Consider the following 25,199-nt stretch of genomic DNA (forward strand, 5'->3'; position numbering starts at 1 on the left):
GGCTTAGGCCATCGTGAGCTTCACGAGCACGCCCGGGCGGTGGCACATCGGGAGCGGGTTGGACTGCGTATGCAAGTCCGTGCCGCGCTCGAATTTGCGCGGTTCCTGCTTCGCGTAGAGCGGCTGACCCAGCGTGTTCACCGTTTCGTTGAAGTCCGCCGGTGCGAAGTAGGTCCCGAAGGTATCAATCGTGCCGAGCGGGAAGGCGTGGGCCTCGCCAGGGGCGATGAAGCGCTGCACATCGCCAGCGATGTTGGTCGCTTGCCCCCGGTACTCCTCGAACACGATGCCGCCAAAGGCGAAACCTGTGCGGACGTCATCCCGGAGCATGGCGCCCTGGCTGTAGTTCTCGTAGGCCTTCTCGACCTTGGTGTGGCCGACGAGCTTTGCGAAGAAGTCCGGGGAGCAGAGGCAGCGCACACCCGTCATGAACTCACCGCGCAAGTTCTCCTCAATGTGCGAAACCACCTCTGTGCACTTGCCGCGCACATTGGTGGCTTCCGTGTTGAGCTGGAAGTTCACTGCCGCCGGCGTGATGCCGAACACGGTATAGAGGTTATGCAGCTCAGACCCATCGGCATCGAGAATCACGCCCTTCAACGCACCCATCCGCAGGTGTTCCAGCGTGATCGCATGCTTGTTGCGCATGGACTCCAGATGCTGGGCCATGACGGAGGCGACCGACTCCATTTCGGTTTCCGAGCCGAACGCACGAACGCCTTGGACCTCTTCGGGAAGGACCACGTCATCGAGCGGGACGTGCGGAATCACGAAGGAGTGGAGCTTTCGCTTATCGCGGGCGTTGACGGTCGACGGGCTCCCCACAGGTAGCGTCGGCAGGAGACTCAGGGTGCCGTTACGTTCTTCCACCACGACCGATCGGGTACGCACCGGTTTGGCCGGGAAGAGATCTAGCGCCTCGAGTCGCCCATAGCGGTTGGGGATGAGATTGATGGCCGCCGTGAGGCTCGCCATCGAGAAGCCGGGATTCTGAAACGGGTTCTGCATGATGTGCTCCTGGAAAGTGAGAATCGATTAGGCGGCGTCGCGAACCAAGATGCCGATGGCTTTCAGCTGTGCCTCCGCGGCGGCCTTGAGCTCTGCGGTGATGCCGGAAGGCCAAACCAGCGCATTGCGCGCGACGAGAGCGTGACGAGCGATGAGGAGCCCGTCGTCACGGTCTGCGAGCGCGGCATCGACGTCGTTGGCGATAACGCCCCTGGCGATCTCAGTGCCATCGGTGGCCGCAGGGTCGAGGGCCTTCAACTTCGACGTGGCGGTGACCACGCCAACGACGGTCCCCAGAGCGAGGGTCTGTCCCGAGGCGACGGTTACGCGGTCGCGGGAGTAGAGGTTCGGCGCCTCGTACTTGAGAAGGTCGCCGAGATTCTTGGGTTCAGTGATGGAAGGCATGTCTTACTCCTTGGAGATGAGTTTTTTGACGGCAGCGATGACTGGGCTTACCGCCGGCTGCGCGGTGGTACCCGCATCGGCGGTGATGTGAGAGCTGATCTCGGACTGCTGGGCGCGAGCTTCCAGGAGCGCGCGACGCACCTGCGCCTCCGAGACGCTGGACGCGAGGAATTCCGCTGTGCGATCAGGGCAGCCGGCGATAAGGCAGATTTCCGCAATTGCCTGGGCTTCACTTCGGGCATGCGTACCAGCCGGGGCGGAGGGCGTGGCGGCAGCCATCGGCGTGCCGGGATCCGTGGGAGTAGGTTGGGGAGCGGCTACGCTCGGCTCAGATTCCGAGGGCGTCGTATCCGGTAGTTCGGTGGTACTCGTTTGATTCATGGAGGTCTCCAAGATTGGGTTGTGAGGAACCGGGTTGGTTGTGCTCGCTCCGGTGGGCGAGGCGCGTGCGCCGTTGGCGGTGAGGCGACGTCGGGCTTCAAGGGTCAAGGCGAAGGCGCTGATCACTTCCTCGAAGCTCGTCACGGCATCGGCCAGTCCTGCCGTAACGGCGGCATCACCAAACACGAGCCCCGCCTCGAGGCCGCGAATGGCTTCAGGCTCCAACCCTCGCGCTTGGGCCACATGCCCAACGAATATCTCGTAGAGGCGATCGACCTCGACCTGCAGGGTGGTTGCCGCCTCAGGCGAGAGCGGCGCATGCGGGGAGAAGTCGTTCTTGTGGCTCCCGGCGTAGATCGCGGTGTAGGCGATGCCGTCCTTCGCGTCCTTTACGGACTGATCCACGTGGAGCGCGATGACGCCGATGGAGCCCACACCCCCAGTCTGCGAAAGTGTCAGCCGTGAAGCCGCCGCGCCAATCGCATAGGCGGCCGAGTAAGCGGAGTCGTTCGCGTGCGCCCAGACCGGCTTCAGTTCATTCGCCGCGCGGATCCGGTCGGCAAGTTCAAACACGCCACCCGCCTCCCCTCCCGGCGAGTCGATGTCCAGGAGGATCCCGGCCACCTGCGGGTCGACGAGCGCCGCCTCAAATCGAGCACCGATTTCGCTGTAGGAAGTGAGGCCCGATGCCGCATCGACTCCTAGGGAGCGGCGCACCAGCGTTCCGTGCACCGGAATCACGGCAATCCCGAGGGGAGACGGGGCAGCCGCGCTTCGCGCCGGCGGTAGGGCTACCTTGGCCTCCGACTCGAGGAGCCCGAGTCGGGGTCCGAGGACCGCCAAGATCACATCCAGTTTCGAGCGCGCAATGAGGAGCGGCGTCCCAAACAATCGGGACGCCAGATGAACCATCGGCATGTCAGTTGTCCTGTTGGTCTTGCGGCGGTGCTTCCGCCGACTGCTGGCCCGCGGGGGCCTTGTCGTGCCTCGGGTCCGACTCGAACACCAATCCCAGCGCGTCCGCGCGGGCGTTGTCGGCGGCGATCTCGCGATCGATGTCCTCGGCGTCGTAGCCGAAGGCGGAGATGGCTTCCGACCGGGAGAGGAGCCCGGCGCGGATGGCGGTCACCATCGCGTCGAACTCCTTCTTGGGATCCACCCACTGCCAGCCCTGGGGAATCCACTTCACGGCTTGGTACTCCCGGCGCCGCTTGGAAAACGCGGGAAGCGTCAGTACGCCTTCGAGCGCCGCCTGCTCCAGCCACGCCTGCCACACTGGCCGGCAGAGCTGGTGAACGATGACGCTGTGCTGAATGGCCTCACAACGGCGCCGGAATTCCAGGAGCCCTGCGCGGATGGAGGAGTAGTTCACCTGGGTGAGATCGCCCGTGAGCATCTCGTAGGTGATACCCATGGCGGCCGCCACGGCCCGGAACTGCATACGCAAGAACTCGGAATAGCTCGCCCCCACGTCCGCGGGTTGGCTGAACTTCACGTCCTCCCCGGGTTCGAGGAGCTGCATCGTTCCCGGCTCGAGTCCGGCGAAGGACACGCCTGTGGCATCCGACTGCCCCTCGCCCAGGAGGTTGTCCTCGGGGGCAAGGCGGGTCACGAATCCCGCGAACATGGCAGCGGTCTTCTTGCGGACAAGTTCCGCGTCGTCGTATTGGTCGAGTTCGTTCAACTTCACGAGCGCCCGGGCAAGCCAGGGCTCTCCGCGAAGCTGGCCGGGACGCAAGGGCCGGAAGAGGTGGATGACCTCCGAGGCAGCGATTCGGACGGTCTGCATGCCGCCCGTCCCGGACATCGGCGCCAGCGCCCCGTCCTCGGGATGCGAGCGGTACAGGTGATAGGCGACACGGCGCCCGAGGCGGTCGAACTCGATGCCGGCGCGTACGACGTTGCCGGAGGGCAGTTCCGTGTTCATGGTGGCCGGCAGGTGCTCGGGCTCCAGGACCTGGAGTTGGAGTGCCACCGGCAGGCGATCCTCGGGGCGGCGGTAGCGAAGGCGCACCAGCGCCTCGCCACCTTCCACCATGGCGCGGCAGGCAAGCGCCTGGAGACCGTAGAAGTCGGTGAGCCCGGCCGCATCTGCGTCCTCGCACCAATCCCACCACAGCGCGTGGATCGCCTCACGTAAGGTGAGGTCCGCCACCATCGACTGCGGCTTGATGCCGGTGCCGATGGCATTCGCTACGAAGGCTTCCACCCCTGCGGCAGCCCAGGCATTTCGTCGCACGAGGTCACGGCTCTTGGCGCGGAGCTCGTTCTGGCTGAAGACCAGCGCGGCGACTGCGCCGGGGTTTGCCACCTGCCAGGCGATCGCGCGCCTTCCTGATCCCACCCCGTCATAGGTTGGTGTGCCACCACCGAAGAGGCCGCGCCGGATTCGGGACACCCAGCTCATCAGGTGCCCTTTCGGGTCGTGATGCGGACCTGGCGTGGGGAGCGGGGCCAGAGACCGGTATTCACCGCATCATCGAAGAGGCCACGCTTGACCTCCTTGATGGCGGCCGCAAGCTCCTCGACGGTTCGGTACTCGACGGTCTTGTCCCCAAAGGTGACGCGGCGCTCTCCTTTGGCGAGAGCCGCTTCCAGGGCGTCAAGTTGGGCTTGCGAATACGCCATCAGCGAAACACCACCACGTTGATTTCGGTCGAGTCGGCAGAAGAGCCCGCAAGCGTGCTGACGCAGCGCACATCCAAGTGGGCGGCCGCACGCTCGTCCGTCGAAGTGGCGGCGACCGCCAGGCGCTGGGATCCCGATGTGCTCGGGCTTCGCGCGGTGGCGGTCCAGCAGTAGTTGGCGTCGGCGAGCGGGGAGGCAAAGTGGACGCGGTACTGGCCGGCCGCCAGGCGCTCGACACTGGCCACGCCGTAGCTGTGGTGAATGACCGTCTGGCCCGCCACATAGCCAAAGCTCACCCACGCCCGCGCAAGCGCGGGGTGGGTGGCATCGACCTTGGTTCCGACCTCGAACCCGATACGGGCGGCGAGGCCCGCGATGCGATCGGAGAGCGACATTAGACGAGCGCCGCTTCGAAGATCGCGACAAAGTCGGTATCGGTGTCGCCAACCGCTGAGGTTGCGACCGCACCGATGTTGGTGCGAGCCTGCTGCTGCTCGAGGACCGTGAGCGTTTGCGCCGCATCGAAGCGGACGCGGACGTTGACGGCGGTAAGGAGTGCGTCGAGCCCTGAGGTGTTGTTCTGCAGGTACTGCTGGATCTCGACCAGGGTGTCGTAGGCCGCGTCCGCCCCACCCAAGATCTCGGTCTTGAGGGCGTCCAGGAGGGAGACGATCTTGCTCGACGAATACGTGCTCGTGAGCGTGATGCTGGCATCGTCGATGCCATTGGCCACCATGGTCTTGAGCTCGTTGATGGCGGCAACGAGGTTGGACTTGTCGGCCGTGGTGAGGTTGGCGAGAGCCCCCGTCTTGGTATTGACGGCGTTGAACTCCTGGGCGATGCGAACGACCAGGCTTTCGATGCGGGTCTGCAAACTCATGGTTGTTCCTTTGTCGTGGTTAGGAAAGCCAGCGGCTCTTGATCACGCGCCGACCGTATTTGCGGACCCCAGAAGCACCGAGGCCACCGCTAGGGGTGGCCTCAGTGGGGATCCAATGCTTGAAGCGGGGGCGGCACCTCGTCCGGAGGTGCAATTCCCAGCTGTCGTTCCAGTTCGCGCCAATGGCGCTCTTCAAATCGATCGAGCCCGGCAGCCGCCGCGGCAGCCCGGGCGTACACGTAGCAGTCGAGTGCTTCGTTTCGCTCGCGCATCTTTTGCCACTCGCGGTGGGCAAAGCCATTGCGGTCGCGTCGGGTGACGAGTTGCTCGGCACAGAGCTGCTGAATGAACTCGGCATCGACCTGCGGCAGGTGCACGAAGCCCGCGGGGTAGCGGATCGTGACCCCGTCCTCCTCAACGTCTGCGATCTTGCGCAGGTTGTTGTAGAACTCGAGCTTCGCGATCCCCCCTGCCACCGAGAAGACCTTGATCCCCCGGCGGAGCTTCTTGCCGCCCTGCGAGACATCCACCGCCTGGGGCGTGCCGATGAGGGCTGCGCCTCGGGCGATACCCTTCACGGCCATGAGGCGCGAATCCCGCGAGGCCCGCACGAAGGCGTAGGCCTCCTGGGTGGCAAAGCCCGTGTCCAGCGCAAAACGAGCCAGCGGCATCGTGGCGCCGGACGCGTGCGTCCATTGCTCGGCGAGCAGTGCGCCAAGTTCGCGCCAGACAGCCTCGCGAGCGGTGTCGCCCATGAGAATCCGGTGTTCCACGAGCCAGGACGCCTTACCGCGACCAAACGCCCAGATCGAGGCTTCGATCCGATCCTTCTGGACGTCGGCGCCTCCGACCAGGAGGAGCCCTCCGGCGGGGACCGTGCCAACCGGGTAGTTGTCCCTGCGCTCCAGGAGCCGCTGCCAATCCGGGGCTTCGCCCTCCTCCACCCAGGTCTCGCCGAGTTCGGTGTTCTTGAACGTCTTGATGGCGGCCGCCGATCCGGTCTCCTTGTTCACCGCGGCCTCCCAGGCGGTGGCGATCTCCCGCCAGCTGCGCCATCCCACCGGGCTATAGAGCGAGGACAGGTGAAACCCCGTCGTCTTGGTTCCGTTCTCCGGCGCCATCGCACGCCACTCGCCGTGTTCCAGCATCCACGCTTTGTGGTGCTCGGCGACCGGCACGTCGCACGATTCGCAGACGTAGGCCGCGGTTTCCGGTTGCCCCTTTTCCCATCGCAGCTGCTCGAATCGCAGCCACTGCCGATGCGAGCAGTACGGGCAGGGTACGAAGTAGCGGCACTGATTCGACGCCTCGAACTCCCGCTCAATCGAACTCACCCCCGAAATGGTCGGGGTTGAGACGATGAAGATCTTGCGGCGCGCAAAGGTCCGCGTGCGAGCCTCTGCAAGCGAGATCGCGTCCCCCTCCCCCTCCACGTCCACCGGGTAACCATCCACCTCGTCGAGGAAGAGGTAGCGAACCGGCATGGAGCGAAGACCCACGGCGCTGTTGGCCCCGGTCATCACCAGCACCCCGCCGCGGAACTCCTTGGCGAGGATGGTGTTCCCCGAATCCCGGCTACGGGCTGGCGCGATCAATTCCGCGAGGACCCCGGACTCCTCGATCAGCGGGTCGATGCGCTGCTTGGAGTTGCGCTTCGCCATGTCGACCGTTGGCCAGACCGCCATCATCGGTCCCGGGGCGTGGTGGATCACGTAGCCGATCCAGTTGGAGCCCATCTCGGTCGCCCCCAGCTGCGCGCCCTTCATGAACACCACCCGCTCCACCGGTGAGGTGGGCGAGAGGCAGTCCATGATGGCTTTCAGGTAGGGCGTCCGGCTGGTCCGCCATCGCCCCGGCTCGGCGGAGGCCTTGCTCGAGAGCATCCGATGCCGATCCGACCACTCCGAGACTGTGAGAAGCGGATCGGGCGTGAGCCCCTCGCGCCAGGCGCGCTCGATCTCGATCGCACCCTCGTAATCCACATCCACCATCAATCCACCCGCGGCCGCATGTCACCGAGCTCCTGCAGGTGCTCGCGCACGGCCGCCTCTAACGCCACGTGCATGGCATGCGCGTCGACCGCGAGCCGGGCGGCCATTTGTGCCGAGATCCGCGCCGGCCAATTGAGCCAGGCGTCTCGCTCGGACCGGGCGAGCTTGAAGACGTGGGCGATCGCCTGAGATCGATCGACCAGCTCCCCCTTGAGCCGAGCGAGGCGCACCTTGTTCGTCTGCGCCTTCACGACCTCATTCACCGTCCGGGCCTGCAGGAGCGAGGTCCCCCCTGCCGGCAGCGCCGTGGGTGCATCGCCCGACGTGTCCGGCACTGCGGCCCGAGCCGCCGTCTTGTTCGGCCCGACCTTCGGCGGCTCCGTGTTGCGCGACCAGTCCCGATCAGCGCGTTCGGGATCGATGGTGCCGTCCGGCTCGGAGGTAATGCGACCGGCGCGAATCGCCTTGTGAACCGCCGTATCGGTGACCCCGCGGTGCCTGGCATAAGCGCGAATCGAGATCCCCATCGGAGCCTTCAATCCTCTTGCAGATTCAGCTTGTCTTCCATCGAGAGAAGCGCGTTCATACGTTCGACTTCAATCACCTCCCCCGGAAACGCCCATGAACATCATCGAAACCCTGCTGACCCAGATCGCCCAAACCCACCTCGGGATCCAGACCCTGGAGACCCGCAACTCGGACAGCCTGGACTTCCACGATGTCGCGGTCTGGAGCCTGCGCGAGGCCCTGGCGGCTGCTTACAAGGCCGGTGCGGAACAGGGGGTGCCCACCCACAAGGCCGCGAAAACGCGTCGCGCGGGCACGCAAAGGACATCGTCGAAATGAAGCAGAAAGCGCTTGGCTTCCATCGGAAGGAGCGCGTTCATCACGTCACACCATCAACCACCACCAAGGAGTCGCACATGAGCAAGACCGACCTGAGTCCCGCCCAACACGCCATCCTCGCCTCTGCCATCCAGAACACCGGCGGCAAGATCGAGTGGTTCCCGGACAACATCAAAGGCGGCGCCCGGAAGAAAGTCCTGGAAGGGCTCTTCAATCGCGCCCTTATCACCACCGACGGCACCGACTGGTTCGCGGCCGCCGAGGGCTACGACGCCCTGGGCTGCCCGCGCCCCGCGCTGGCCCCTGTTGCCGCCACCTCCAGTGAAACCGCCAACGAAGCGCCTCCCGTCGCGGCGCAGCGGCAAGAACATGGCACCCGCCCGACTCCGCACGCGCGAGAACAGCAAGCAGGCGGCCATCATCAAGATGCTGCAGCGCGCCAAGGGAGCCACGATCTCGCAGATCTGCGAGGCCACCGGCTGGCAGGCGCACACGGTGCGCGGCGCCTTTGCCGGGGCGCTCAAGAAGAAGCTCGGCCTCAACATCGTCTCAGAGAAAGTCGAAGGCCGGGAGCGGGTCTACCGGATCGGCGCATAGCGGGGTACGAGTGCCAAGCCTTTCCCAACCCGCGATGCGCTACCCCGACTCCACACCCACCGTCTTCACCGGCGCCAAACAGTTTGTCGAGACGCAGGGGATGGCGGTGTGGCTGGAGCTTTGCGACACGGTGATGCCAGATGAATGGTTCAAAGTGACTGACGTTGCCGGTCAACTTGAGACCCTGCGCGGCTACCAACGCCCCGAGCGTTACCTGCGGGCGGTCCTCAAGGCCGTGCTTGCCGACTACCAGGAGCGCACCGAGGAATACGACGGCCGAGTCCCGGTGCGCCTTCGGGGCCGGAACCTGGACGTCGTAAGCATCTAAGTTCCCGCTCGATCGCCTCGAAAGCGCTTGGCTTCCTGATTGAACAGCGCGTTCATGTGTTCATCGACACGACGACACCAACGGAGCCCACGATGACGACCACCACACAGATCCCCGCCACCCAAAACGAAGCGTGGGGCTTTTGGGGAACGATGACCGAAAACGCCGCCGCCGCGTGGCCCATGGCCATGACCGCGATTGCGGAGGCCACGGGCCAGCCCCCGGACGCGGTTCGAGCCTTCCTCGACAGCCGCCACGGACGCCACTTTGCGGATGACGTCCTGAACCAGATGCACGCCGGTCTCGCCCTGGCGGATGCGGTCCGCGCCGCCACCCAGCAGTGGATGGGCTGGAAGATCGGGCGCCAGACCTGCAAGCAGTACGGCATCCCCCGCGGGTTGCCCTACCTCACGGGCTTCGTGATCCACTGCGAGATCATCGAGGAAGAACTGGCCGCTTAACCAGCGCATTCGCGCGAATTCCCTGCGCAGTCGAAGCGGTCATTCAACTGCGTTCCGCCAAATGGCGCTAACGGCCAGAAGCGGACGCGAAGGCGTCAGCCGATAGATCGATTGAACTCGTTAGCTGCCGCGCCTATCCGGGGGTGACGGCTCTTTGAAAGGCCCGGCACTCGGCTGTAAGGGCGAGCAGGTTGGGATCGCGCTCGCGAGCCTTAGGCAGGAGCAGCGTGATCTTCTGGCTGCTGCGGTACTTCGGGTCGAGCGGGATCAGCTGCACGTTCGAGGTGAACATGGCCACTCGGTTGGGGAGCAAGGCGTAGCCGGCGCCCTGGGCCACCAGGTTGGCGAGCGAAAAGAGGTTGCTCGCCCGCATCGCGATGTTGGGGACGAAGCCGGCTCGCTCGAAGGTCTGCTGCTGGACTTGGCCGGCGAGGAAGTCCTCCCGGGAAGCCACGAAGCGCTCGTTCATCGCGTCGGCCAGGTCGATCGTCCTGCGCTTGGCGTAGCGCGATCCGAGAGGTGCGGCGAAGGAGACCTCATCCTCGAAGAGCGTGAGCGCGGTCAACTCGGAGTCGGTCGATTCCACGGCCATCACCACGATCAGCGCGTCGAGCTGGTCGTCCTTCAGCTTTTGTATGAGCTCCCGGGTCGAGCCAACGGTGAGGTCGACGTCCAGCTGCGAGCGCCGGCTCTTGAGACCGTAAAGGAGCTGCGGGATGGGGCGGACGGTGAGCGAGTACGAGCAGCCAATCTTGATCCGGTTGGCGCCGAACCCGGCGCTCTCCCGCGCCTTTCGCACCCCCTCCTCGCATTCGCGCACCGCCCGCGAGGCGTACTCAGCGAACACGTGCGCCGTGGGTAGCGGGATAAGGGCTCGACCATCGCGTTTGAAAAGCGGGCAGCGAAGGCCCTCCTGCAGCGAGTGGAGCGACCGATGAACGCTCACGGTGCTCTGGTCCAGGGCCTCGGCAACCTTGGCCATGTTGCCGAGCCGCATGAACTCGAGGAACACCTCGAGCTTCTTCAGCGTCACCTCCTCGTCGATCGCCATTCGTTAATCCTACATTAACGAACGACCCCCGTGCTTAATTGTTGTACCTCTTATGGATCAGTAACTTGGCGGTAATTAAGGAGGAGCACATGAAAGTCAGAACCCTCGCACTCGCAGTCGCTACCCTCGCCGCTCCGTACGCAGCGGCGCAGACCGCGAACCCCGTGACCCTGTACGGCCGGGTCTACCTCAACCTCGAGTCGGTGGAGGCCAAGGGCGGCACCGCGTCCCTGCCGCAGCGCACGCGCGTCCAGGACCGGTCGTCGCTTTTCGGAATCCGCGGCACTGAAGACCTCGGTGGCGGGCTCAAGGCCTTCTTCCAGCTCGAGAGCACGTTCCTCGCCGACCAACTCGGCAGCGCTTTCGCCAACCGCAATAGCGGCGTGGGCCTCCAGGGCAATTTCGGTAGCGTGCTCATCGGCCGCTGGGATACCCCGATGAAGTTCGTGAGCGTCCAGGTCGACCCCTTCGGCGACATCGGCCTCGGGGACATCACGGCAGCGGCGCTCGGCCGTATCGGCACCAACGGCTCCGGCGGCAACTTCAACCAGCGCATGAACAACACCGTGCAGTGGTGGTCGCCCAACTGGGCGGGCTTCTCGGGGCGCCTCATGTACGTGGCCAACGAACCCAAGTCTGCCACCGCCAACCCGACGGCGTACGGCGGCTCGGTGAGCTACGCGAAGGGCAACGTCCTCCTCTCTTACGCCTACGAGGAACATCGCGACGCCGCGGGCACGCCCACCGGCACCGCGAGCCCCGGCCTGCGCGAGACGGGCAACGTGCTCGCCGGCCGCGTCGCCTTCGGCCCCGCGCGCCTCATGGCCCAGTACGGCGTCTATGAGCGCGACGGCCCCGCCACAGTGGCGACGAAGAAGAACGTCGGCTACATGGTGGCCGCCGACGCGACCTTCGGGAAGAACGTGGTCATCGTCTCGTACCAGCGTTCCCAGGACGGCGGCCTCGCCACGGCCGCCGCGCAACCCGACTGCAAGGTGTACTCCATCGGCTATCGCTACGACTTCTCGCGCCGCACGTCCTTCGTCGCGGAAGTCGCGAAGGTCGACAACAACAACTTCTCCGCCTGCAACTTCGGCCACGGCCCGCTGGCGGGCCTCACGAATGGCCAGGACCCGCAGGGCATGGGCATCGGCCTGCGGCACGTTTTCTGATCGCGTTTCGTCATCCCGGGCGTGGCAGTTGCCACCACGGCCCGGGATCCAAGTTCACCTACCACTCGAGAGAATCATGAGCGACGCCAACACAGTCATGGCCGATTACGAGGAGTACAAGCAGGCGGGACGCATCTGGGGCCAGGTGCCGAAGGAGCGCATCAAGAAGATCAAGTTCCCGCGCACGAGCGACGCGATCAAGCAGCGCTACCTGGCGCTCCCGGACCTCACGACCAGCGTCTCCGACCTGCTCGACAGCTATGGCATCCACGGCACGGTCGCGGCCTCGTTCGTGGCGCCGCTGCAGGAAGGCAAGAAGATCGTCGGCAACGCGGTGACGCTGCGCTCGGTGCCGGTGCAGAAGACGCCGACACAGGGCTCGATCGACAAGGATCCGATCAAGATGTCGACGCGTGAGGTCTACTACATGGGCGAGCCGGGCGACGTGCTCGTGGCCGACTACGGCGGGAACACGGACACGTCCAACATGGGCGGCCAGTCGTGCTTGGTAGCGCAATCCAACGGGTTCGTGGGCTCGATCGTGAACGGCGCCGTGCGCGACCTGCCGGCGATTCGCGAGATCGGCTATCCCGTATGGGCGAAGGGTGTCACGCCGATCACCGGCAAGTTCCGCATCGAGGCGATCGAGATCAATGGTCCCGTGACCGTGCACAACATCGTGGTCTACCCGGGCGACCTGATGGTGGCCGACGACTCGGGCATCTGCGTGGTTCCCGCCGACCTGGTCGAGAAGCTGATCGACGAGGCCGAGCGGATCGGGCAGGCTGAGGACGTGATGCGCGACCTCATCAAGCGCAAGGCGCCGATCAGCGAGCTGCGCCCCCTCTTCCGCAAGCGTTACGACTGATCGAGGCCGACATGAAACGCACACTCATTGCCTTGCTGGCAACCGCAGGCGTCCTGAGCGCGCAGGACGCGGCGTCCTTTCCCACGGCTCCGATCAAGTTGATCGTCCCGTTCTCGGCCGGAGGCGCGACCGACGCGATCGCGCGCTCCCTCGCCCAGAACATGCAGAAGGAGCTGGGGAAGCCGGTGGTGGTGGACAACCGCCCGGGCGCCGCCGGAATCATCGGCGTCACCGGGGCGATCGCCTCCCCTGCCGACGGCCACACGATCCTGCTGGGCAGCAACGGGCCCATCTCGATCAACCCGGCGCTCTACCCCAAGCTCGCCTACAACCCGACCAAGGACCTGGTGCCGGTCGCGGGCATCGCGAAGGTGCCGTTCGTGGTCGTGGCCGGGACCAAGTTCGCGCCGAAGAACATCCAGGAGCTGGTGGCGCAGGCGAAGAAGGAGCCCGGGAAGATGAACTACGCCTCGTCGGGCGTCGGCACGACCGCGCACCTGGTCGCCGAGATCATCCAAGCGCGTTCGGGCACGGAGTTCACGCACGTTCCTTATAAGGGTGCGGCCCCCGCGCTCACCGACGTGATCGGCGGATCGGTGGACTTCATGGTCGGCGACGTCAGCACGGTTACACCGATGCTGAAGGGCGGGAAGGCCAAGGCGCTGGCGGTGACGGGAGCAAAGCGCGTCCCGTCGCTTCCGAACGTGCCCACGATGGACGAGAGCGGCCTTAAGGGGTTCGAGGCGTCGGGCTGGTTCGGCGTGTTCGCGCCGGCCAAGACACCGCCGGCGGTGATCGCCGCGCTAGCGAAGGCCATTCAAGCAGCCCAGCAGCAGCCCGACCTGAAGGAACGCGTGAGCTCGCTGGGCGGCGACGTGATGCCGCTCGTCGGTGCGGAATTCCAGGCGTTCCTCAAGGCCGAGTCCGAGAAGTGGGCCGGGATCATCAAATCCAACAAGATCACGGCCGAATCGCCGTGACCCTGAGGCCCGCCTCGGGTCGGAAGCGTCCTTCGTCAATCGGCCAGGAGCGACCGAGGCACGGGAATCGTTGCCGGAGGCAACGAAATAAACCTTTGCATGCGGCAATGAGTTGGAAACCGCACGGCAGCATCGTCCGCTTCGGGTCGGTCCAGGACTGCCTTGGCCAACCCAGAACATTCCAGAGCGGACCAACGCTCCCCCTTGAGCCGAGTCCGGCCAAGGGCAGTCATCGGACCCCGCCCTTGAGCGGGGTCCGAGGCGTCTAGTCGATCTTCACGTTCGCCTTCTTCGCAAGCACCGCGTACTTTTCCGTGTCGCTCTTGATGGTCGCGGCCATCTCCGTGGGCGAGTTCCCGATGGGTTGGGCACCGATTTCCGCAAAGCGCTTCTGGATGTCCGGCAGCTTGAGGATGCGCACGATCTCTGCATTCAGCTTGCCGACAATCTCCTTCGGCGTCGCCGCGGGCGCGAGCACGCCGAACCACGTGCCCTGGTCGAAACCAGCCAGGCCACTTTCGGCAAGGGTGGGAACATCAGGAAGAGCGGGGCTGCGCGCCGCCGTCGTCACCGCCAAGGGCCGCAGCTTGCCGGCCTTGATCTGAGGCAACACGGGCGTAATCGTGTCGAAGCTCATCGACACCTGCCCGGCGATGAGGTCCGACGTCAACGGTCCGCTGCCCTTGTACGGGATGTGCAGCATGTCCACGCCGGTGAGCGCGCTGAACTGCTCGCCAATGAGGTGCTGCGCCGTTCCCTGCCCGTTCGATCCATAGCTGAGCTTTCCCGGGTTCGCCTTTCCGTAGGCCACAAGTTCCTTGACGCTCTTCGCCGGCACGCCGGGATTCACGCAAAGGATGTTTGGGACCATCGCCACGATTGTCACTGGAGCGAGGTCCTTCTGGAAGTCGTAAGGAAGCTTCGCGTAGATGCTCGTGGCGATCGTATGGTGCACCGCCCCCATGAGCAGCGTGTACCCGTCGGCGGGGGCCTTGGCAACTTGAGCGGCGCCGATTGTGGCGCCCGCTCCGGGCCTGTTGTCGACGATGACCGACTGGCCCCAGCTCTCGCCCAGCTTCTGGGCGATCGACCGCGCGAGGACATCCGTCGTGCCCCCTGGCGGAAAAGGAACGACCAGCGTGATGGTCTTTGCCGGATACGCCTGCGCATGCGCAACCGGAATGGCGAGGGTGACAACAAGGCCCACGAGGGCCACTGCGATGTTGCGAGCCATGCTTTTCATTTCTCCTCCGGAGATAGGTTGGAAAGTGGGCGGCGCGCGCGTGCCTTCTTCGAGGAAGCCATCACGACAGGCCGAGATACCAGTTCAGGTAGGGCACTCCCAGCGCTAGCAGCGCCGCGAGAAAGATGAATCCGAAAATGGCGCCCAATCGCCAGAAGTCGCTTCGCTTGATGTAGTCGCTGCCGAAGTAGATGACGCTGGGGCCGCTGGCGTAGGGAGTCAGCAGGCAACTCAGGCCGGACGTGTAGCAAAGCAGCATCGCGACCAGCATGAGCGGCATGTTCGGCACCGTGGCGACCGCAGCCAGGAAGACCGGCATCAATGCCGTGGCATGGGCCGTGAGGCTGGCGAACATGTAGTGGACCAGGAAATACACCGCCACCATGGCGATCACGATCCCCATGACCGGCAGGCCCTCGAGCATCGCCGAGGTGGAACCGGCAAACCACTTCAGGAAGCCGACCTTGTTCAGGCCATCGGCAAGCGCGACCAGCGTGCCGAACCAGATCAGCATGTTCCAGGCCTGCTTGTATTCGAGCACGTCTTCCCAGTCGATGACGCGGGTGAGCAGCATGGCGACGAAGACGACGATGGCAACCATCGTCGCATTGATCCACTTGTCGGCGAAGATCCACAGGAGCAGCGCCGCGATCGCGAGCGCCGCCATCAGCAGTTCCTTGCCAGTGATCCGCCCCATCTTGACCAGCGCATCACCGGCCCACGTGTCCGCTCCTTCGCTCGACTTGATCTCGGGCGGATACAGCCAATAGCTGAGTAGCGGAACCATGAGGAACAGCAGGACTCCCAGCGGAGCGATCCCGAGGAACCAGTCGCGCCAGGAGATGTTCAGCTTGAGTGTCTTCGCGACCAGTTCCAGCCCCAGTAGATTGGGCGCGTTGGCAGTCAGGAACATGGTGCTGGTGACGGCGCAGGCCGCGAGCCCCGTCCACATCAGGTACGCGCCCATCTTGCGCGCGCTCTCGCCCGGGTGGGAGTCGAAGAGCGCCGGGATGTTCTTGACGATCGGGAAGATCGTGCCGCCGCTGCGCGCGGTGTTCGACGGCATGAAGGGCGCGAGGAACAGGTCCGACAAGGCCACTGCGTAGCCCAGGCCCAGGGTCTTCTTCCCGAGCAGCTTCACGAGGTTCAGCGCGATGCGCTTGCCCAGCCCGCTCTTCTCGTATCCCAGACCGAAGATGTAGGCCACGAAGATCAGCCAGATCACGTTGTTGGAGAACCCGGACAGCGCCCACTTGATCGATTCGGAGGGCTTGCCGCTGATGAGGTTGAGCATTGCCGCCACGGACACGCCAAGCAGGCCGATGACGGAGCCCGGGATCGGCTCCGTGATGAGCGCCACAATGACGGTGGCGAACAGCGCGAAGTAGTACCAGGCGGTCGGGGCGAGTCCCGCTGGCACGGGAATCAGGATCAGAACCGCCCATACCGCCAGGGGAATCAGGATGCTCGCGAATCGCTTCTTGTCCATGATCGGTGCCTATTTGATGAAGCCAATCTGGCCGTTGATCCGCTCGAGGATGGCTTCCTTCTTCGAATTGAACTGCGCCTTGTTCTTCTCGATCAGGTTGTTGCCCTTGGTGTCGATGGAGATGATCAGGGGTCCGAATTCCTTGACCCGGTTCACCCACAGGGTTTCGGGCATGCCGAGGTCCTGCCATTCGGCGGCCTCGATCTCCTCGACCTGCGTGGCGGCCAGCACGGCGCAGCCGCCGGGAAAGATGGCGTGCACGGCGCCGTACTGCTTGCAGCCTTCCACGGTCTCCGGTCCCATGCCACCCTTGCCGATGATCAGCTTCACGCCGGTCTGCGCGATGAAGTCCTTCTCGAACTTCTCCATGCGCATGCTGGTCGTCGGGCCGATGGACACCATCTCGAACTTGCCGTCGTCCTTCTTCCGGACGATGGGGCCGGCGTGGAAGATGGCGCCGCCGCGGACATCCACGGGCAACTCGCGCTTCTGTTCGATCAGGCGCCGATGCGCGACGTCGCGGCAGGTGACGAGGTGGCCGGTCAGGTAGACGACGTCGCCCACGTTCAGGTCGGCCAGGTCTTCGTCCTTGATGGGCGTGGTGAGTATTTTCTTGTTCACAGCACTGCTCCCTTGTGCGAGACGATGTCGTAGCGGCCATCGGCGTGCAGGCGGATGCGGCCGCGCCGGTGGGACCAGCAGCCGGTGGACACGGCCACGCCGATCGTCGAGGGGTGGCGCGCGGACGACTCGATGTTCACGCCCATCACGCTCGCGCTGCCGGTCAGGCCCTGCGGGCCGATTCCCAACTCGTTCAGCCCTTCTTCGAGAAGTGTTTCCATCTTGGCCGCGCCAGGGTCCGCATGATGCGAAGCCACGGAGCGCATCAGCGCCTTCTTCGACAGGCGGGCCGCCGTTTCGACGGCCGTGGACACGCCGACGCCGACCAGGAGCGGTGGGCACGCGTTGACGCCGCGGGCCGTGATCACATCGAACACGAACTTGGCCACGCCTTCGTAGCCTTCCCCGGGCATCAGCACCTTAGCCGACCCCGGCAACGTGCAGCCACCGCCGGCCATGTATACGTCGATGGTCACGCCGTCGTCCTTCGGGACGATTTCCCAGTCGAGCCAGGGAGCCTTGGTGCCGGTATTGGTGCCGGTGTTCTTCTCGACAAACGTCTCCACGGCGTTGTGCCGAAGCGGCGAATTGCGCGTGGCTTCAAGCGTTGCATTGCGCAGGACATCCTCGAGCTCGCCCAGCAGCGGGAACTTCGCGCCGGCGGTGATGAAGTACTGGATGACGCCGGTGTCCTGGCAGCTCGGGCGATCGAGCTTGCTGGCCGCGTCCTGGTTCTCCGCCATCGAAAGGTAGATCGCCTTGGCGAGCGGCTTCGTTTCCTTCGCGCGAAGCTCCGCCAGCTTCGACTCCACGTCGGTGGGTAGGTGTTTGCCGATGTAGGCGGTGAACTTCGCCATCGTGTCGGTGAGGTTTCGGACAGCTGCCTGGTTTTCCACTAGCGACCTCCTCTTGGGGATAGAAGGATGCTAGCGCGTTCCCTGGGAGATATAATCATCCATCAGGCAAGCTATTTGTGCCATTTAGGAAACAATCAAAATGCGGACGGATCTTGCGTTCTTCTCGACGTTGGTCAAGAGCGGAAGCCTGACCGCTGCGGCCAGGGAGTTCGATGTCACGCCATCGGCCGTGAGCAAATGGCTCGCGCAACTCGAGTCCCGTCTAGGCGTGAGGCTGATCGCGCGCAACACCCGCCGCATCAGCCTGACGAACGAGGGCGAGGTCTACCTGACCGAAGGCCGGCGGATCTTGGCCGAGATTGATGACCTCGAGAGAACCATCGCGAGCAGCAAAGCGGCGCCCGTTGGCCTTCTGAGAGTGAATGCGACGCTGGGCTTCGGGCGCAGTTTCATCGCGCCGGCCATCTCGAAGTTCTCGGCGCAATACCCGCACCTGGAGATCCAGCTTCTCCTGACCTCCCGCCCGCTGAGCCTTGCCGAAGGGGCGGCCGACATCGGCATTCGCTTCGGCGAGCCTCCCGACGCCCGCGTGACGGCTCGCAAGATCGCAAACCATCGACGCCGGATCTTCGCTTCACCCAGCTATCTCAAGGAACGCGGCCGGCCCCAGGTGCCGCACGACCTCACGCATCACAACTGCCTCATCGTGCGACAGGACGACGTAGCGTACGGGCAATGGCACTTCACCAAGGGGCGGAAGTCCGAGACGATCAAAGTCCGCGGGAACCTCAGCAGCAACGACGGCGCGGCGGTCCTGGTCTGGGCGTTGAAGGGGCGGGGAATCCTGATGCGCTCTGAGTGGGATGCGGCGCCATTCGTTCGAAGTGGGCAACTGGAAGTGCTGCTGGACGAATATGGGCTACCGCCGGCCGACATCTATGCCCTGTATCCGCAGAAGCAGAACCTCGCCGCGAAGGTGCGCGTGTTCGTCGAATTCCTGGTGGCGCACTTTGGGCAAGGGTCGGGGAAGGAGCGAATTCAGTGGTGACCCCGATCTCGCCTCGATCGCATTCCTGAAGGCACGAGCGGGCAGGCGAGCGAATCCGTTCGGCAGCAATTTGTGACTAGTCCGGAGTTACGGTGCTGCGTGGCCTTAATCATCAACCTGTGTGCATGCAGTCGGCGTCCAGTGGAAGCCTGGAACTTCCGTTTTGGGTCGATCGTGACCGCTCACGATCTGCCTTTGAATAACTGCTTTCAGGCGCATCTGCGCACCGGCCATTCGCGATGCACGAGCTTCTCTGTCCAGCCCCTCAGCGCTGGCCGAACTCGTCGACAAATTTAGGTCTGCGCGGGTTGCCGGGCAGCCTGGCGAGTCCGCAGTACCTCGAAGCCCCGGCGCAGCAAGTAGCTGCGCACGAGGGACACAGCCGTGAAGATCAACCCGATCCAGAGATTCTGCGAAACAGTCGGGTGCATGCCGAAGAGCGGGAACACCAGGATCTGGGCAATGACTGCCACCACGAAGCCGACAATCACGTTGGCGATTGATTCCATCAGGGACATCCAACGGGTCTGCATCAAGGCGATTCTTCCGAGGGCCGAGACTTGCCGTCGCCAGTGAGACTATCAAATGCCGCGCCATCGCTCTCCCGAGTAGCCTGCTTTCCAGACCATTCCTGCCACCGGCGCACGATTACATCGACGTACTGCGGATCGAGTTCGATCAGCGCCGCCCGCCGTTGCGCCTTCTCTGCCGTAATGAGGGTGGTGCCGGATCCGCCAAAGGGATCGAGCACGAGTTGCCCTGGCCGGCTTGAGTTCCGGACGGCACGCTCGACCAGCTCGACCGGCTTCATGGTCGGGTGCAGGTCGTTCTTCTGCGGCTTCTTGATCTGCCACACGTCGCCCTGGTCCCGGTCGCCGCACCAATGGCGCTGGGATCCGTCCGGCCAGCCGTAGAGGATCGGTTCGTACTGGCGCTGGTAGTCGGCGCGACCCATGGTGAAGGTGTTCTTGGCCCAGATGATGAAGGTGGACCAATGGCCGCCCGCGGCGCGAAAGGCTGCCTGCAGGACGTCCAGCTCACTGGAGGACATCGCGACGTACACGGCGCCCTGGCAGCGGGCGAGCATCGGCGTCAGTGCCGCCAGGATGAAGTCGTAGAACCCATCCCCCAGGTTGTCGTTCAGGATCGCGCGATCCTTGCCGCGCATCTTGTCCTTGGCCGAGTTGGCGTAGTTCACGTTGTAGGGCGGATCCGTGAACACCATGTCCACCAGCCCGTCTCCGAGCAGCTTCTGGTACGACTCGGCCAATGTGGCATCGCCGCATAGCAACCGGTGCTGGCCCATGACCCAGATGTCGCCGGGGCGGGAGATCGGATTCTCCGTGAGCTCGGGAACGGCATCGTCGTCGGTGTCGCCACTTCTGGCACCGTTCTCATCTGCCAGGAGTTCGGCCAGTGCATCGGCATCGAAGCCGGTGAGCGCGAGATCGACGTCCTCATCCTGCAGGGCAGCGAGTTCCGTCCGAAGCACGTCGTCGTCCCAGCCCGCGTTCTCCGCGATCCGGTTGTCGGCAATGACCAACGCGCGGCGCTGCGTCGGCGTCAGGTGATCCAGCACGACCACCGGCACCGTCGAGAGTCCCAGCTTCTGCGCGGCGGCGAGCCTTCCGTGGCCGGCGACAATCACACCATCGGCCCCGGCGAGGATCGGGTTTGTGAAACCGAACTCGGCGATCGAGGCCGCGATCTGCGCGACCTGGTCCTCCGAGTGGGTGCGTGCGTTGCGACCGTAGGGGAGCAGTTTGGCCGTCGGCCACCGCTCGATCTTGTCGGCTAGCCAGGATGAGGTCATGCCGCGGCCTCCGTGAGGTAGAGCCGCTCCCTGCGGACCTCCTCAAACAACTGTCCGGTAGCCACCAGCGTCACCGGTTGGCCAGGGTAGTTCTGCTGAAAGCGCTTGATGGCGACGTCCACGTACTCGGGCGCGATCTCGACCGAACGGCAGGCGCGCCCCTTTCGCTCGGCCGCCAACATCGTCGTGCCGCTTCCGCCGAAGGGTTCGAATACGATGTCGCCCTTGGCCGAATAGGCCTCGATCACGAATTCGGGCAGCGCCACCGGAAACACGGCCGGGTGGTCGATGTCCTGGCCGATCCTGCCTTTGTGGCGCATGACGCGGATGACGGAATCCGGGATCCGGGTCTCCTGCGTGGGCAGGCCCGCGTGGGTCCAGCCGCCGACGTCCCCGGCCTTGCTCCGCATGGCAGTGGAGGAACCATCTGCTCGTAGGTGCGAGTCCTGGCCGGCGTGCTTACAGGGGACGATCTTGTTGGGCTTGCGGCTCTGGCGGTTGAAGTGGAAGACGAACTCGAAGCTCGGCGCCAACCGACCCGCCCAGTCGCCGGGCATCCCGGGCCCCTGGTCCCACACGTACCAAGCGAAGCGCCGCCAGCCTTGGGTCCGCATCCACTCGAGCCACGCATCCCAATACGGGATGTACTCGTTGTCCCGATGGATGAGCCCCAGGTTCACGAGCACCTGGCCATCCTCAGCTATCGGGACCCGAGCGAACACGCCACGCATTAGGCCGTCCCAATCGGCGATGCCGCCGCTGGTGTAGTCGCGCTGGTTCCCGTAGGGCGGGGAGGTAAAGCAGAGGCGCGCCTGCGAGCCCTCCATCAGCGCCGCGACCACGGCGGCGTCACTGGCATCGCCACAGATCAGGCGATGGGCCCCGAGGAGCCATACGTCGCCCGGCCGGGAGACTGGCACCGCTGGGGCCTCGGGCACTTCATCGGCCGCGTCCGGTCCGTCGGCGTCGTTCTCTTGGTCGCCTCCTCGGTCAGCATCGTCTGCCAGCAGGGCCTCGATCTCGGTGGCGTCGAATCCAGTGAGCGCCAGGTCGTAACCCGCCTCCGTGAGTTCCGCCAGCTCTAAGGCCAGCAGCTCGTCGTTCCAGCCGGCGTCAAGCGCCAGGCGATTGTCCGCGATGATGTAGGCGCGCTTCTGCGTGGGCGAGAGGTGCGCAAGCTCAATCACCGGCACCTCGGCAAGGCCCAGCTTTCGCGCGGCCGCGAGTCGTCCGTGGCCCGCGATGATTCCGTTTGCGCCATCCACCAGGACGGGCGAGGTCCAGCCGTACTCGACGATGCTGGCCGCAATCTTCGCGACTTGCTCTTCGCTATGGGTGCGCGGATTGCGAGCGTATGGGATCAGCGTCTCGACCTTCCGGTATTCGACGTTAAGCATGCGTGTGAGCGATCGCCTGTGGAATTGGGTTGCTATCCAGTTTTTGCACTGGCGCGACGATTTGCGCTACGGTCTCGGCAGATGCCACTTTGGCAGCCGCCTTGAGGGGTCACGCTGTGAGTGCGACTTACCAGGACCGACTGAAAGATCACCTCTCCCAGTACAAGGTCAGCAAGCTTGGGATTACGGCCAACGGCATCTGGACACGAAACAAGCAGGCCTACAGTCACATCCTTCCGGCCGCGCGAAAGTTCGAAAACTTTCTCGGAGCCTTCCGCGAGGAACTCCGATCCCTGGTTGAGGAAAGCGACGAGATCACCCTCCACAGGGACTTCCACCATCTGAACTCGTCACAGGCGATGTGCCTGAATCTCTTCTTCCCGCTGGCTGCCGACGAGGAGAAGGAAGACCCTGACTGACGCGCTCGGCGGCGCCCCGACATGGCGCGTGGCAAATCCTGGTCGTTCGAGAAAGTCCTCGACGAGGAAGAGAACACCAACTTCGACTTCCTCTATCGAACCGGCATCGGCGCCACCGCTTTCTTTGAGATCAAGCTATCGGAGAGCGGCTTCGGTACGGCCAAGAACGATGAACGACACCGTGGAAAGCTCGCTAAAATCTACGAGCCTCGACTTAGAGAGCGCGTCGATCCCGCGCTGCTCGAAGAGAAGAAGTTCTTCTCAACCTACCAGCTTTGCCGGAACTTCTCGTACCTGCAGCGCCCCGGAGATCAGCTCTTCATCGTATTTCCGAAGGCGAACAAGGTACTGACCAAGGAGCTCGACGCGTTTCTTGAGCTGGTCAACGAGAAGTACCGCGGCCACGTGAAGGCGGTTCACCTTGAGGCTTTGGTACCGCGGATCTTGGACTTGTTGCCGGCAGACGCGACGCGCTTGCGGCAGCACTACCGTGACTTCGCCGCCAAGTACCTTCCCCCGTCGTAAACCCAGGGGTGCAAACCGCAAACCTGCAAACCTAGGTTTGCACCCTGACGGTAGCGAAGCGCCGGGCTCGCGCCTCCCGCATGGCTCTTCGGCCAGGAAGGACCCGTGAATCGAACGCCGCAAATGAAAACGCCCGCAGGGCTCAACCTTGCGGGCGCATCTTTGCGAAGTAGCTGAATGCTATGCCTTCGATATTTACGCGTCAATCGCTTTTCGATGAATTGCAGCCGGCTCCTCACATCGATCATGCCGCGCAGCCAGCTCCCCCAATCACGACACTCCGCGCAACAAGGCTTTGAGATCCTTCATGAGGAGAAACAGATGCATCGGGTCGGTCGGACTGGGCTCAAACTCCCATTGCAGGTACCACTTGCGGGCGTCTTCGTCCTTGGCGTGCACCAGTAGCGCGCGAATGCCGGCGATGTCGGCCGCCTGCGCCGTCCGCTTTAGCGCGTCCTTCAGCAATGCCTTGCCGAGTCCGACACGCTGGTGATCCCGATTCACCGCAAGCCGGGCCAGGATCATCACGGGCACCGGATGCTGCGGCATGCCCTTGGCTACTCTGGCCGCTGCCGCTGCGCGCTCGACACCCCCGACCACCAGGCTGTAGTAGCCAGCGACCACGCCGTCGCAGCAGCCCACGTAGGTCTGCGCGCTCTCCGACTGCTGGGCCGTCAGCGCATGGCGCTGCAGGAACTGGTTGAGCGCCGGATTGCCACAGTCAAAGGACTCGACGGAATCCAGCGAGGCGATCTTCCGGATCGCCTCGAAGCGCCGAGCGGTCAATCCAGTAACCCGCGCTCGGAGAGGAGCTTCCGAAGCTTCGGCTTCTTGGTGACCGGCCGGTCCAGTGCTGCCTGAAACTCGCGCCACTTGGCTGCTGGCAACTCGAAGCGCCGCCGGTCCGCCAAGGTCTGATTGGCCGCGGCGATGCCGGCATCCAGGAGAAACTCGCTCACGTTCTTGTGCGCAGTACGTGCAGCCTCCTGAAGCAGTTGCTTCACGGGCGAACTGGCGCGGACATCGATCCGCTCAGTCTTGGAGGGAGGGGCGGCACTCATGGGCGATCCCATTGACGATTGAGGGCCCATTATAGCGTCCGGACGTTGTCCTGACAATCGTTCTCGCCGCGCGCGTACCCGTAATGCACCGCCAGCACGGCGAGCGCCCCGACCAGAATGCCCTTCGCCTCGTACTGATTGAGCGGCCGACCGTTCCACCCCTCCAAGGCTGACCACTCCTTGACGCTGCGCCCGAGGCCAGCGACGTGCCAGACGGCGCAGCCGCCGGGGCTGTTGATGCCGCCGACCGCATCCAGGGCCTTCCCCAGACGCTTGCGGGCAAACGCACAACGCTCGGTCATGCTGTCCCGCCACGGGCCTCCACCCCGGATGCGATCCAGGGGCGGAGCGCCTGCAGGATTCATTTGGGCGTGGGCGAAGTTGCGGTTGAACTCCTGCCCGGCATCGTGCATCTCCTGCGTGATTGATCCGTTGCGCAGCATGGTGCCCAGCGTGTCGATGCACCGGAAGTGCTCGGTCCGGTAGGTGGTCCCCTCCTCGGCAAAGCTATTCCACTCGGCGAGCCGGCCGCCGGCGAGTTGGACTACCGTTCCGTGCGCCAGAGCCTGAGGCTCACGTGCTCGCTTCTTACCCATGGCGGCTGCCCTCCACAACGCCATGGGCCAGCGCCCACTGCAGGATCGCCAGCGCGTCCGCTTCGTTGTCGTCGCCCGGATCAAAGCCCCGCGCCCGCATCGCCGCGATGACGAGGTCCTTGCCGGCGTTGCCTTTGCCGGTGGCGTGCTTCTTGATCGTCGCAACCGGCACGCCGGCGTAGGCCACCCGGTTCGCTTCGCACCAGGCCGAGAGCTGGCCTAAGAACGCGCCGTAGGTGTGGGCGGCCGCCGTTCCCTTGTGCGCCCTCACCTCCTCGAAGTACACGATCGCCAGCGGCCCTGCGCTCACGTGAAGTTCGCCGAGCCAGGTGGTGAAGCGGAGCATCGACATTCCGCCACCCTCGAAGCGTCCTGGCTTGAAGCCATTTGTGCCGGAGGTCACGAGGCCATTGGGCTGACGCAGCGCCCAGCCGGTGTTCTGGCCGAGGTCGAGCGCAAGAACGGCGCCAGAGGCCGCTACGGATGTGGGATGAGGGGATGTAGCAGGTGATGACACAGACTCCTCCTGGGGGC

The 25,199-nt window shown here is 64.5% G+C and carries 29 protein-coding genes and 2 pseudogenes; 10 read left to right on the forward strand and 21 right to left on the reverse strand.

What is annotated here, in order from left to right:
- Positions 1 to 3: 3 nt before the first annotated feature.
- The 9 genes and pseudogenes from IPP91_19890 to IPP91_19930 all read right to left on the reverse strand — a co-directional run bounded on the left by IPP91_19890 (position 4) and on the right by IPP91_19930 (position 7,820).
- Positions 4 to 1,008 carry a major capsid protein gene (locus IPP91_19890; GenBank protein MBL0144299.1) on the reverse strand — a complete coding sequence of 335 codons (1,005 nt, stop codon included), beginning with the start codon at positions 1,006 to 1,008 and terminating at the stop codon, positions 4 to 6.
- Positions 1,009 to 1,035: 27 nt separating this feature from the next.
- Positions 1,036 to 1,413, reverse strand: a complete 378-nt coding sequence (locus tag IPP91_19895; protein ID MBL0144300.1) for a head decoration protein — start codon at positions 1,411 to 1,413, stop codon at positions 1,036 to 1,038.
- A 3-nt stretch (positions 1,414 to 1,416) separates the two neighbouring features.
- Positions 1,417 to 2,712 carry a S49 family peptidase gene (locus tag IPP91_19900; protein ID MBL0144301.1) on the reverse strand — a complete coding sequence of 432 codons (1,296 nt, stop codon included), beginning with the start codon at positions 2,710 to 2,712 and terminating at the stop codon, positions 1,417 to 1,419.
- Between the two features lies 1 nt (position 2,713).
- Positions 2,714 to 4,201, reverse strand: coding sequence for a phage portal protein (locus IPP91_19905; GenBank protein ID MBL0144302.1), 1,488 nt, complete (start codon positions 4,199 to 4,201; stop codon positions 2,714 to 2,716).
- Complete coding sequence (locus IPP91_19910) at positions 4,201 to 4,422, reverse strand: hypothetical protein (protein ID MBL0144303.1); 222 nt, start codon at positions 4,420 to 4,422, stop codon at positions 4,201 to 4,203. Before IPP91_19910 ends, IPP91_19905 begins: the two co-directional genes overlap by 1 nt.
- Positions 4,422 to 4,817 carry a hypothetical protein gene (locus IPP91_19915; GenBank protein MBL0144304.1) on the reverse strand — a complete coding sequence of 132 codons (396 nt, stop codon included), beginning with the start codon at positions 4,815 to 4,817 and terminating at the stop codon, positions 4,422 to 4,424. The genes IPP91_19910 and IPP91_19915 overlap by 1 nt, the downstream gene beginning before the upstream one ends.
- Complete coding sequence (locus IPP91_19920) at positions 4,817 to 5,302, reverse strand: hypothetical protein (GenBank protein ID MBL0144305.1); 486 nt, start codon at positions 5,300 to 5,302, stop codon at positions 4,817 to 4,819. Before IPP91_19920 ends, IPP91_19915 begins: the two co-directional genes overlap by 1 nt.
- A 19-nt stretch (positions 5,303 to 5,321) precedes the next feature.
- Positions 5,322 to 7,290, reverse strand: a pseudogene (locus tag IPP91_19925) (phage terminase large subunit family protein).
- 2 nt (positions 7,291 to 7,292) lie between these two features.
- Positions 7,293 to 7,820 carry an elements of external origin gene (locus IPP91_19930; GenBank protein MBL0144306.1) on the reverse strand — a complete coding sequence of 176 codons (528 nt, stop codon included), beginning with the start codon at positions 7,818 to 7,820 and terminating at the stop codon, positions 7,293 to 7,295.
- A gap of 94 nt (positions 7,821 to 7,914) precedes the next feature.
- Here IPP91_19930 and IPP91_19935 point away from each other — a divergent pair, with 94 nt between their 5' ends.
- From IPP91_19935 to IPP91_19950, 4 genes and pseudogenes are all read left to right on the forward strand, one after another.
- Positions 7,915 to 8,139, forward strand: a complete 225-nt coding sequence (locus tag IPP91_19935) for a hypothetical protein (protein MBL0144307.1) — start codon at positions 7,915 to 7,917, stop codon at positions 8,137 to 8,139.
- A gap of 77 nt (positions 8,140 to 8,216) precedes the next feature.
- Positions 8,217 to 8,736, forward strand: a pseudogene (locus IPP91_19940) (DUF3489 domain-containing protein).
- A 34-nt stretch (positions 8,737 to 8,770) separates the two neighbouring features.
- Positions 8,771 to 9,064, forward strand: a complete 294-nt coding sequence (locus IPP91_19945) for a hypothetical protein (protein ID MBL0144308.1) — start codon at positions 8,771 to 8,773, stop codon at positions 9,062 to 9,064.
- Positions 9,065 to 9,156: 92 nt separating this feature from the next.
- Positions 9,157 to 9,525: a hypothetical protein gene (locus tag IPP91_19950; GenBank protein ID MBL0144309.1), complete on the forward strand. Its 369-nt coding sequence runs from the start codon at positions 9,157 to 9,159 to the stop codon at positions 9,523 to 9,525.
- A 133-nt stretch (positions 9,526 to 9,658) separates the two neighbouring features.
- Here IPP91_19950 and IPP91_19955 read toward each other — a convergent pair whose 3' ends face one another.
- Positions 9,659 to 10,576: a LysR family transcriptional regulator gene (locus IPP91_19955; protein MBL0144310.1), complete on the reverse strand. Its 918-nt coding sequence runs from the start codon at positions 10,574 to 10,576 to the stop codon at positions 9,659 to 9,661.
- 89 nt (positions 10,577 to 10,665) lie between these two features.
- Between IPP91_19955 and IPP91_19960 the strand changes: the two genes are divergently transcribed.
- The 3 genes from IPP91_19960 (at position 10,666) to IPP91_19970 (ending at position 13,596) form a co-directional block, all read left to right on the forward strand.
- On the forward strand, positions 10,666 to 11,748 hold the full coding sequence (locus IPP91_19960; protein MBL0144311.1) for a porin: 1,083 nt from the start codon (positions 10,666 to 10,668) through the stop codon (positions 11,746 to 11,748).
- 76 nt (positions 11,749 to 11,824) lie between these two features.
- A complete protein-coding gene (locus IPP91_19965; GenBank protein ID MBL0144312.1) occupies positions 11,825 to 12,616 on the forward strand; it encodes an RraA family protein in 792 nt (263 codons plus the stop codon).
- Between the two features lie 11 nt (positions 12,617 to 12,627).
- Positions 12,628 to 13,596, forward strand: a complete 969-nt coding sequence (locus IPP91_19970; protein ID MBL0144313.1) for a tripartite tricarboxylate transporter substrate binding protein — start codon at positions 12,628 to 12,630, stop codon at positions 13,594 to 13,596.
- A gap of 265 nt (positions 13,597 to 13,861) precedes the next feature.
- Here IPP91_19970 and IPP91_19975 read toward each other — a convergent pair whose 3' ends face one another.
- The 4 genes from IPP91_19975 to ttdA all read right to left on the reverse strand — a co-directional run bounded on the left by IPP91_19975 (position 13,862) and on the right by ttdA (position 17,845).
- Positions 13,862 to 14,839, reverse strand: coding sequence for a tripartite tricarboxylate transporter substrate binding protein (locus IPP91_19975; protein ID MBL0144314.1), 978 nt, complete (start codon positions 14,837 to 14,839; stop codon positions 13,862 to 13,864).
- Between the two features lie 61 nt (positions 14,840 to 14,900).
- Positions 14,901 to 16,328, reverse strand: a complete 1,428-nt coding sequence (locus IPP91_19980) for an anion permease (GenBank protein ID MBL0144315.1) — start codon at positions 16,326 to 16,328, stop codon at positions 14,901 to 14,903.
- Positions 16,329 to 16,337: 9 nt separating this feature from the next.
- On the reverse strand, positions 16,338 to 17,027 hold the full coding sequence (gene ttdB / locus IPP91_19985) for a L(+)-tartrate dehydratase subunit beta (GenBank protein MBL0144316.1): 690 nt from the start codon (positions 17,025 to 17,027) through the stop codon (positions 16,338 to 16,340).
- Positions 16,946 to 17,845 carry a L(+)-tartrate dehydratase subunit alpha gene (ttdA, locus tag IPP91_19990; protein ID MBL0144317.1) on the reverse strand — a complete coding sequence of 300 codons (900 nt, stop codon included), beginning with the start codon at positions 17,843 to 17,845 and terminating at the stop codon, positions 16,946 to 16,948. Before ttdA ends, ttdB begins: the two co-directional genes overlap by 82 nt.
- Positions 17,846 to 17,945: 100 nt before the next feature.
- Between ttdA and IPP91_19995 the strand changes: the two genes are divergently transcribed.
- A complete protein-coding gene (locus IPP91_19995; protein MBL0144318.1) occupies positions 17,946 to 18,854 on the forward strand; it encodes a LysR family transcriptional regulator in 909 nt (302 codons plus the stop codon).
- 293 nt (positions 18,855 to 19,147) lie between these two features.
- Here IPP91_19995 and IPP91_20000 read toward each other — a convergent pair whose 3' ends face one another.
- The 3 genes from IPP91_20000 to IPP91_20010 are packed head-to-tail and all read right to left on the reverse strand — an operon-like array spanning position 19,148 to position 22,064.
- Entirely contained in the window at positions 19,148 to 19,390 is a 243-nt protein-coding gene (locus tag IPP91_20000; protein ID MBL0144319.1) for a hypothetical protein, read from the reverse strand.
- Positions 19,387 to 20,667, reverse strand: coding sequence for a site-specific DNA-methyltransferase (locus tag IPP91_20005; GenBank protein MBL0144320.1), 1,281 nt, complete (start codon positions 20,665 to 20,667; stop codon positions 19,387 to 19,389). The genes IPP91_20000 and IPP91_20005 overlap by 4 nt, the downstream gene beginning before the upstream one ends.
- Entirely contained in the window at positions 20,664 to 22,064 is a 1,401-nt protein-coding gene (locus IPP91_20010; GenBank protein ID MBL0144321.1) for a site-specific DNA-methyltransferase, read from the reverse strand. Before IPP91_20010 ends, IPP91_20005 begins: the two co-directional genes overlap by 4 nt.
- Positions 22,065 to 22,180: 116 nt before the next feature.
- Here IPP91_20010 and IPP91_20015 point away from each other — a divergent pair, with 116 nt between their 5' ends.
- Together IPP91_20015 and IPP91_20020 are read left to right on the forward strand one after the other, a co-directional pair.
- Entirely contained in the window at positions 22,181 to 22,483 is a 303-nt protein-coding gene (locus IPP91_20015) for a hypothetical protein (GenBank protein MBL0144322.1), read from the forward strand.
- 21 nt (positions 22,484 to 22,504) lie between these two features.
- Positions 22,505 to 23,008 (forward strand): hypothetical protein, encoded by a 504-nt coding sequence (locus IPP91_20020; GenBank protein MBL0144323.1) that lies wholly within the window; start codon positions 22,505 to 22,507, stop codon positions 23,006 to 23,008.
- 270 nt (positions 23,009 to 23,278) lie between these two features.
- Here the strand turns inward: IPP91_20020 and IPP91_20025 are convergent, their stop codons facing one another.
- From IPP91_20025 to IPP91_20040, 4 genes are read right to left on the reverse strand one after another with little or no spacing between them, the layout of a single operon-like run.
- Positions 23,279 to 23,794: a GNAT family N-acetyltransferase gene (locus tag IPP91_20025; protein ID MBL0144324.1), complete on the reverse strand. Its 516-nt coding sequence runs from the start codon at positions 23,792 to 23,794 to the stop codon at positions 23,279 to 23,281.
- A complete protein-coding gene (locus tag IPP91_20030; protein MBL0144325.1) occupies positions 23,791 to 24,069 on the reverse strand; it encodes a DUF1778 domain-containing protein in 279 nt (92 codons plus the stop codon). Before IPP91_20030 ends, IPP91_20025 begins: the two co-directional genes overlap by 4 nt.
- A gap of 29 nt (positions 24,070 to 24,098) precedes the next feature.
- Entirely contained in the window at positions 24,099 to 24,665 is a 567-nt protein-coding gene (locus tag IPP91_20035) for a hypothetical protein (GenBank protein ID MBL0144326.1), read from the reverse strand.
- Positions 24,658 to 25,182: a hypothetical protein gene (locus IPP91_20040; protein ID MBL0144327.1), complete on the reverse strand. Its 525-nt coding sequence runs from the start codon at positions 25,180 to 25,182 to the stop codon at positions 24,658 to 24,660. The genes IPP91_20035 and IPP91_20040 overlap by 8 nt, the downstream gene beginning before the upstream one ends.
- Positions 25,183 to 25,199: the final 17 nt, after the last annotated feature.

The organism is Betaproteobacteria bacterium (assembly GCA_016720855.1).
In the GTDB taxonomy this organism is placed as follows: domain Bacteria; phylum Pseudomonadota; class Gammaproteobacteria; order Burkholderiales; family Usitatibacteraceae; genus FEB-7.